Source organism: Flavobacterium sufflavum, assembly GCF_004016525.1.
GTDB lineage: Bacteria > Bacteroidota > Bacteroidia > Flavobacteriales > Flavobacteriaceae > Flavobacterium > Flavobacterium sufflavum.
On the sequence record NZ_SACJ01000005.1, the window covers coordinates 228,837 to 236,469 of the forward strand.

4 protein-coding genes are annotated in these 7,633 nt (G+C 34.3%); 3 read left to right on the top strand and 1 reads right to left on the bottom strand.

Features of this window, described 5'->3' with window-relative positions:
* Window positions 1–79: 79 nt before the first annotated feature.
* Window positions 80–1,411, top strand: coding sequence for an aspartyl protease family protein (locus EOD40_RS10755; protein WP_128195385.1), 1,332 nt, complete (start codon window positions 80–82; stop codon window positions 1,409–1,411).
* A gap of 52 nt (window positions 1,412–1,463) precedes the next feature.
* Here EOD40_RS10755 and EOD40_RS10760 read toward each other — a convergent pair whose 3' ends face one another.
* Window positions 1,464–1,853 carry a DUF1573 domain-containing protein gene (locus tag EOD40_RS10760; protein ID WP_128195388.1) on the bottom strand — a complete coding sequence of 130 codons (390 nt, stop codon included), beginning with the start codon at window positions 1,851–1,853 and terminating at the stop codon, window positions 1,464–1,466.
* Between the two features lie 157 nt (window positions 1,854–2,010).
* Here EOD40_RS10760 and EOD40_RS10765 point away from each other — a divergent pair, with 157 nt between their 5' ends.
* Complete coding sequence (locus EOD40_RS10765) at window positions 2,011–4,644, top strand: valine--tRNA ligase (protein WP_128195389.1); 2,634 nt, start codon at window positions 2,011–2,013, stop codon at window positions 4,642–4,644.
* A gap of 1,035 nt (window positions 4,645–5,679) precedes the next feature.
* Window positions 5,680–7,633 (top strand): hypothetical protein (locus EOD40_RS10770; protein WP_164905468.1); only part of this gene is annotated, 1,954 nt, incomplete at its 3' end.

The following is a 7,633-nucleotide window of genomic DNA, read 5'->3' on the forward strand; positions in this document are numbered from 1 at the left end:
GCCTACCGAATATTTTACTATTTGAAATTATATGATTTTAAATGCAGGATTTTTATTAACTTTATGGAAACTGCTGTCCATGAAAAAAATAATCTTATTTTTTTTTCTATTTGGTTTTGCGATTCCTGTCCTTTCGCAAGAAGGATTTGAATTTGTAAAAACTAAGAGTGACAGGGTTAGGGTAGCTGCAAAAACAATTAACAATTTAGTTTTTATTCCTGTTGAAGTTAATGGTGTGAGTTTGCTGTTTTTGTTAGATTCAGGTGTCGAGGATACTATTGTGTTTGGTTTTCAGGATCCTGAAAAGATAAATTTGCAACATGTAGAAAAAATAAAAATTAGAGGTTTAGGAGAAGACGATGGAGTGGATGCTTATAAGTCATCTGGAAATGTATTGACTATAGGCGGGCTTCAGTCCAGGAATCATTCGTTGTATTTAATTACTGATCCTTCTTTTGATTTGTCCAGTTTTGTTGGGATTACAGTAAACGGGATTATTGGTTATACGGCCTTTATAAATCATTTGGTGTCGATTGATTATGGGAATAAACAGGTTGTTTTTTATAAACATAATTCTAATTTTCATAAAAAAATACAGAAAGAATACACTAAAGTTCCCCTTTTGGTAGAAAGACAGAAACCGTATGTGAATGCGTTGGTAAAGGTTGATACTGTAGAAGTTTTGGCCAAGCTTCTTGTTGATACGGGAAATAGTGATGCTGTTTGGCTTTTTGACAGGCTCTCGGATAAAATTAATGTTCCTAAGAAACATTTTGATGATTATCTGGGGCAGGGTTTGAGTGGTGCTGTTGAAGGAAAGAGGGGGCGTATAGCCGAGTTTTCAATTGCAGATTTTAAGTTTGATTCACCTATTGTAGCCTTTCCTGATTCTGCTTCGATAAAAAATATTAGCTTAAATACCAATCGATTGGGGTCCTTAGGCGGTGAGATTTTAAAACGCTTTTCGGTTGTTTTTGATTATGATGGACAGCAGCTGTTTTTAAAGAAAAATAAATCGTACAAGGCTTCATTTTATTACAATAAGAGTGGGATTGAGATATGGCGTTCCGGCGTGCAATGGGTGAAGCAGTTGGTTGTGATTCAGGATAATTCAATTGTAATAGACAGAGGTAAAGATAATCCGGAAAAAAACGGCGCTAATTTTAGCTATAAAATGGAATTGAAGCCCGTTTATGAAATTGGTTATATCAGGGAGAGTTCAAATGCTGCCAAAAGCGGTTTGAAAACGGGAGATATTTTGGTTGCTATTGATGGGAAAGAAGTGTATAATTATTCGTTGCAGGACATCAATTCGCTTTTGTGGTCAGAAGATGAAATTTGGATAGAACTGAGGATTCTGAGAGAAGGGAATTTGATGAATTTTAAATTCCAATTAGTGAATATTTTATAAAAAAAATGCTTCTTAGAGTAATCTAAGAAGCATTGTCATTTTTAAAAGAATGTTATAAGCTTGTAACTTCTCCTTTTATTTTCAGTGGAATTCGGCCATTATCATAATTAATGGCATTAGATTCTACGGTAATTGTTTTTCGTATTGGTCCGGGAACCATATTGTATTTAATTTCAATTTTACTTGATTTTCCAGGTAAAACAGTCTCGTTTTGTTTTGATAAAACGGTACAACTGGCTGTTGATTGAATAGAGTAAATAATCAAAGGACTGTCTCCTGTATTGGTGTATTCAAAAGCACGAATTCCATTGTCATTCTGTTTGTTAATTGTTCCGTAATCAATAGTGTTATTATTCGCTTTGAATTCTATTTTAGCTCCCTTTTGAGCAAATCCAATACTGCTAAATAATAAGATTGCTAATAATGCGGCTATTCTTTTCATTGTGGTTGGGTTATATAAAGTAAATATACTTCGTTTTAATTAGTACACAAATTTTTATTTCTCTTTTTATAGTGTACTTTATTATTTACTTTTGTTCCCGATATAAATTACAAAAATTAGACCAAAACATGATTTTGGTTTTTAACGCTTACTTTTTATGGCAATTCCCGCACAATTTGACGCTAAAACGATAGAACAAAAATGGTATGATTACTGGATGAAAAACAACTATTTCCATTCAGAACCAGATCATAGAACACCTTATACTATTGTAATTCCTCCACCAAATGTTACCGGAGTTTTACACATGGGGCACATGTTAAACAATACCATTCAGGATGTTTTAATTCGTAGAGCGCGTTTGAAAGGGTTCAATGCTTGTTGGGTTCCGGGAACGGATCACGCATCAATTGCTACTGAAGCTAAGGTTGTTGCTAAATTGAAAGCAGAAGGAATCAATAAAAACGATTTATCTCGTGAGGAATTCTTAAAGCATGCCTGGGAATGGACAGATAAATATGGCGGAACCATTTTGGAACAGCTTAAGAAACTGGGAGCTTCATGTGACTGGGAACGTACTAAATTTACAATGGATCCGGATATGTCAGCATCTGTAATTAAATCGTTTGTAGATTTATACAACAAAGGATTAATTTATAGAGGATACCGAATGGTAAACTGGGATCCGGAAGCCAAAACGACTTTGTCTGACGAAGAAGTTATTTATGAAGAACAAAACGGAAAATTATTTTTCTTAAAATATAAAATCGAAGGTAGTGAAGACTTTTTAACTATTGCTACAACGCGTCCGGAAACAATCTTTGGAGATACTGCTATTTGTATCAACCCTAATGATGAGCGTTTTACACATTTAAAAGGTAAAAAAGCAATCGTTCCAATTTGTGGTCGAGTAATCCCGATTATCGAAGATGAATATGTAGATGTTGAATTCGGTACAGGATGTTTAAAAGTGACTCCTGCTCACGATATGAATGATAAAACCTTAGGAGAAAAACACAATCTTGAAATCGTTGATATCTTTAATGAAGATGCTACGCTGAATAGTTTTGGCTTGCATTACCAAGGAAAAGATCGTTTTGTGGTTCGTACCGAAATTGCAAAAGAATTAGAAGAAAATGGAGCTTTAGCAAAGACCGAAATCCATTTGAATAAAGTTGGAACTTCTGAAAGAACTAAGGCTGTAATCGAACCAAGATTATCAGATCAGTGGTTTTTGAAAATGGAAGATTTGGTAAAACCGGCAATCAAATCGGTTTTGGAAGATGGTGATATTAAATTGCACCCGTCCCGTTTTAATAATACTTATGCACATTGGTTGAATAATATCCGCGATTGGAATATCTCTCGCCAGTTATGGTGGGGACAACAAATTCCTGCCTATTATTATGGAGATGGAAAAGAGGATTTTGTAGTTGCTGAAAACATCGAAGAAGCTTTGGCTTTAGCCAAAGAAAAAACTTCTAACTCCCAACTTCTAACTTCCGACTTGAAACAAGATGTTGATGCTCTTGATACCTGGTTTTCTTCCTGGTTGTGGCCAATGTCAGTTTTTGGTGGAATCCTGGATCCTGAAAGTGCAGATTATAAATATTATTATCCAACAAATGACTTGGTTACAGGTCCGGATATTTTGTTTTTCTGGGTAGCAAGAATGATTATTGCAGGTTATGAATATGCTGGTGAAAAACCATTTACTAATGTATATTTAACCGGCTTGGTTCGTGACAAACAACGTCGTAAGATGTCTAAATCATTAGGGAATTCTCCTGATCCTTTAGATTTAATTGATAAGTTTGGAGCTGATGGTGTTCGTGTAGGATTATTATTGAGTGCTTCGGCAGGAAATGACATTATGTTTGATGAAGAGCTGTGTAATCAAGGAAAAGGATTTTCGAATAAAATTTGGAATGCCTTCAAATTGATTAAAGGCTGGGAAGTTTCTGAAACTATCCCACAACCGGAATCATCAAAAGTAGCTATCGAATGGTATGAAGCGAAGTTGCAACAAACATTGGTGGAAATTGAAGATAATTTTGAGAAATACAGAATTTCTGATGCCTTGATGGGAATTTACAAATTAGTTTGGGATGATTTCTGTTCCTGGTTCCTTGAGATGATTAAGCCTGCATATCAACAGCCAATTGATAAAGCTACGTTTGATAAAGCAATTGAAATGCTGGAGAATAACTTGAAATTATTGCATCCATTTATGCCGTTTTTAACAGAGGAAATTTGGCAACACATCGCCGAAAGAACTGCGGAGGAAGCATTGATTGTTTCGACATGGCCGGAAATGAAAGCTTTTGATTCAAAATTAATTCAGGATTTTGACTTTGCTTCTGAAGTGATTTCCGGAATCAGAACCATTAGAAAAGATAAAAATATTCCGTTTAAAGACAGCATTGAATTGATGGTTATGAATAATGATAAAGTGGCGATTTATTTTGATGCAGTTATTACCAAATTAGGAAATGTTGCTGATTTAAAATATGTTTCTGAAAAAGTGGATTCGGCTTTGTCTTTCCGTGTGAAATCAAATGAATATTTCATTCCGATTACCGGAAATATTAATATCGAAGAAGAAATCGAAAAACTGAATGCGGAGTTAGTATATATCAAAGGATTTTTAAAATCGGTACAGGCTAAATTATCTAATGAGAAATTTGTGGCTGGAGCTCCTGAAAAGGTAATTGCTAATGAAAGACAAAAAGAAGCCGATGCTTTAGCCAAAATCGAAACTCTTGAACAAAGTTTGTTGAGTTTGAAATAAATAAAATAGTTTTTTAAAACCTTATAAATAAGCCAAAATAAATTCGTTATATTTGGCTTATTTTTTTGATTAACAGTTTTTTTAAGTGTAGAAATTAATAGGTTTTTAGTTGCTAAATTTTTATTTATATTGTTTTTTAAACTGGTTTGTTGCAGTTTATCGAGTAAAAAACACGGATAGTCTATTTTAAGATTTTTTTAACATTTAGGTCTTTTATTTAAAATTAACTTTGAGAGACAAAATAGGATTAGAACGCATTTTTAGTTGCTAATTTCGCGTTTTTTATTTTGTTAAAGACTCTTTTATAAGTTTTCCCCAAACTTATTTGTAACCTAATATGTTGTGTTAAATTTTAGAAAAAATAATTTTTTTAATTGCATATTGGTTAACCTCAAAAGATTAAATCCATTTTCTTTTAGTTATTACCATTATTGATGGTGGCTTCATAGTTTTATGAAGATATTTATCTACAAGTTTTCTTCCCCATTCTGAAAACAGTTGCTTTTAACCTTTTTTAATTATTGGAGACTATTTTTTAATAGTTGTTGGTTAACGTCAAAAGATTAAGCCCATTTTCTTTTTAGTTAGTACCATTAATTGATTGGTGGCTTCATAGTTTTATGAAGATGTTTATCTACAAGTTTTCTTCCCCCATTCTGAAAACTATTTAAAACCTGAATTACAGTAGTTTTAATTTCTTTAAACAGTATTTGTTGAGGTATTTTGCCTTATTGAAGAAAGATGTAAGTAATATCTTTTATCTATAGGTATAAGTATTTTATAGATATTTTTTGACAAATTTTCTCCCTAAATCTGGAAAATATTGTGATTCCCTACTTCAATAAAGTATTTTGGATAGTTCAAAAGTTGAAATAGCTTTTGAACACCGTATGCTTATCTTCTAATTTATAGTTTTCAAAAAGACGGTGTTCTTCAATAATAAATTGAAGGTGTTTTTTATGATGTTTTTCCCCAAATCTTTTTATATGCCTATTTAATATAATTAAATAAATATGACATAAAAATACTATTATCATGAAAAAAAATATTTTTTATACGATGCAAAGTGCAGAAATGTATTTTCTCGCTTTTCTTGATTGCTGTAAGACAGGTTTTATAAAAATGTTTATGGAGAATGTTGTAGTCAAAAAAAATCTTTGCTGCAATATACTCCTTTTTTTGTCCTTGTTTTTTACGGTCAATTCATTTGGACAGGATGTAGGTTCATCTGCTGTTAAAGCTAATTTTGGTATTGACGGGGATGTGTATTCCGGTTCCTTTCAGTTTCAAGCTAACCCAGCTCCCATTGTTCCTATTCCAGGAATTAATACTGATGATTGGTTTAAGGGAGCAACAGGCAAAGGGGTAATTGATGAAACAATTCCAAAGGCTAATCCGTTTTCAGACGTTATTCCGAATCCGATGACAAATACTTCTTTCCAACGTAGACAGTCGGAATTTATTCCTAATAGGTTGGCTGATAATATTCCTTTTCCGGTGGTTAATAGCAATGGTACAGATTATTTATGGATAGATGCTGTTTACGGAAGAGATACTTATGTAAAGGGAGGTAATGCTGAAAAATCTTATTTTGCAGGCAGCGGGGATAAAAATTCAGATCATCCCAATACCTGGACTATTGGAACTTCAGGTAGTGTGCCTCAAAAAGATGATATCATTGATGTATATGCTCATTTAAGAGGAACAAATCCACATGATCCAACAACGAATCTCGGATTTCCTCAGGATGACAGGCCATTTGATTCTTTGTATGTTTATACAGCGGCTTCGTTGGTGGTTACCAATGGGAATAAACATCTTGACTTTGAGTATTTCAGAACGGCAGCCACACTTACTGGGAATGCTATAGTGAATACAGGTACTGATGGTGGACGTACTGCCTGGACTTTTGATCCCGTTACAGGAGCTGTTGATATTCCCGGAACCATTATTGTATCGGTAGATTATATCAACGGAGGAAATGTTCCTTCTATCAGAATCAGGGTATGGATGAGTGAAACCACTTTTAATAATTACAATAATACCCTTGGTGGCAGACCATTTAATATAGATAAAACTGTAGCTTTCGAAAAAGGAACAGGTTCAGGAGAATTTGGTTATGCGGCCATTAATCCAAAAACAAGTGGTCAATATATGTGGGGTAGGGTAAATGACGATTTTTCAACCTATGAAAATTCCCGTACTCAGGCACCGCCATGGGATACTTGGGAAGGTACTACTCCAACGGCAGTAGATATGTATACTCGATACCAGTTTGTTGAGATTAGTATTAATTTGACTGCATTTGGATTAGATAGAAGAGGAGAATCAGATAACTGTTCCTCTATATTGGGTAGTTTAATGGTAAAAACCCGTAGTAGTGGTGGTGGGCCTAATGAAGGGGCTTTCGGTAGTGAGTTGAAAGACTTTGCCGGGCCTTATTTGTTTGGATTTATAGGTTTACCTCCGGTAATTACAACACAACCAATTACTGTTTGTGAAACAGGATCTACAGGAGCAGCTTCAGTAAATCTGAATAATGGAATTTTGACTAATCCAGATTCTGCAGTTATTACGTTTTATAACACTTTGGCTGATGCACAAAATGAGGAGAATGCGGTAGCAAGTCCAACCTCAGTTACAGTTTTATCTTCTCCAAGAACCTTCTATGTTCGAGCAGAGAGAGGTCAAACTAATTGTTTCGATACATTTCAGTTTGATGTTAATGTGAATCCTAGTCCAGTTGCTCTTGTATTGACCGGAAGTTCTATTTGTGCTTCTAATCCAGGCACAGGAACAGTTAGTTCTAGTACTTCACAATCAGGAGTAAGCTATCAGTTAAGAATAGGTACGACTAACGTACAGGCTCCAAAAGCAGGTACAGGTTCGGCTCTATCATGGACTGGTTTAAATGCAGGAACAAACTATAATGTGGTTTCTACAGGTGCTGCTCCAACGAATTGTCCGGGTTCAAGCAATAGTGTGAATA

What these genes read in the sequence shown, in the direction of transcription:
- EOD40_RS10755 (WP_128195385.1), top strand. Translation starts at nt 80, where the DNA reads ATGAAAAAAATAATCTTATTTTTTTTTCTATTTGGTTTTGCGATTCCT.
- EOD40_RS10760 (WP_128195388.1), bottom strand. Translation starts at nt 1,853, where the DNA reads ATGAAAAGAATAGCCGCATTATTAGCAATCTTATTATTTAGCAGTATT.
- EOD40_RS10765 (WP_128195389.1), top strand. Translation starts at nt 2,011, where the DNA reads ATGGCAATTCCCGCACAATTTGACGCTAAAACGATAGAACAAAAATGG.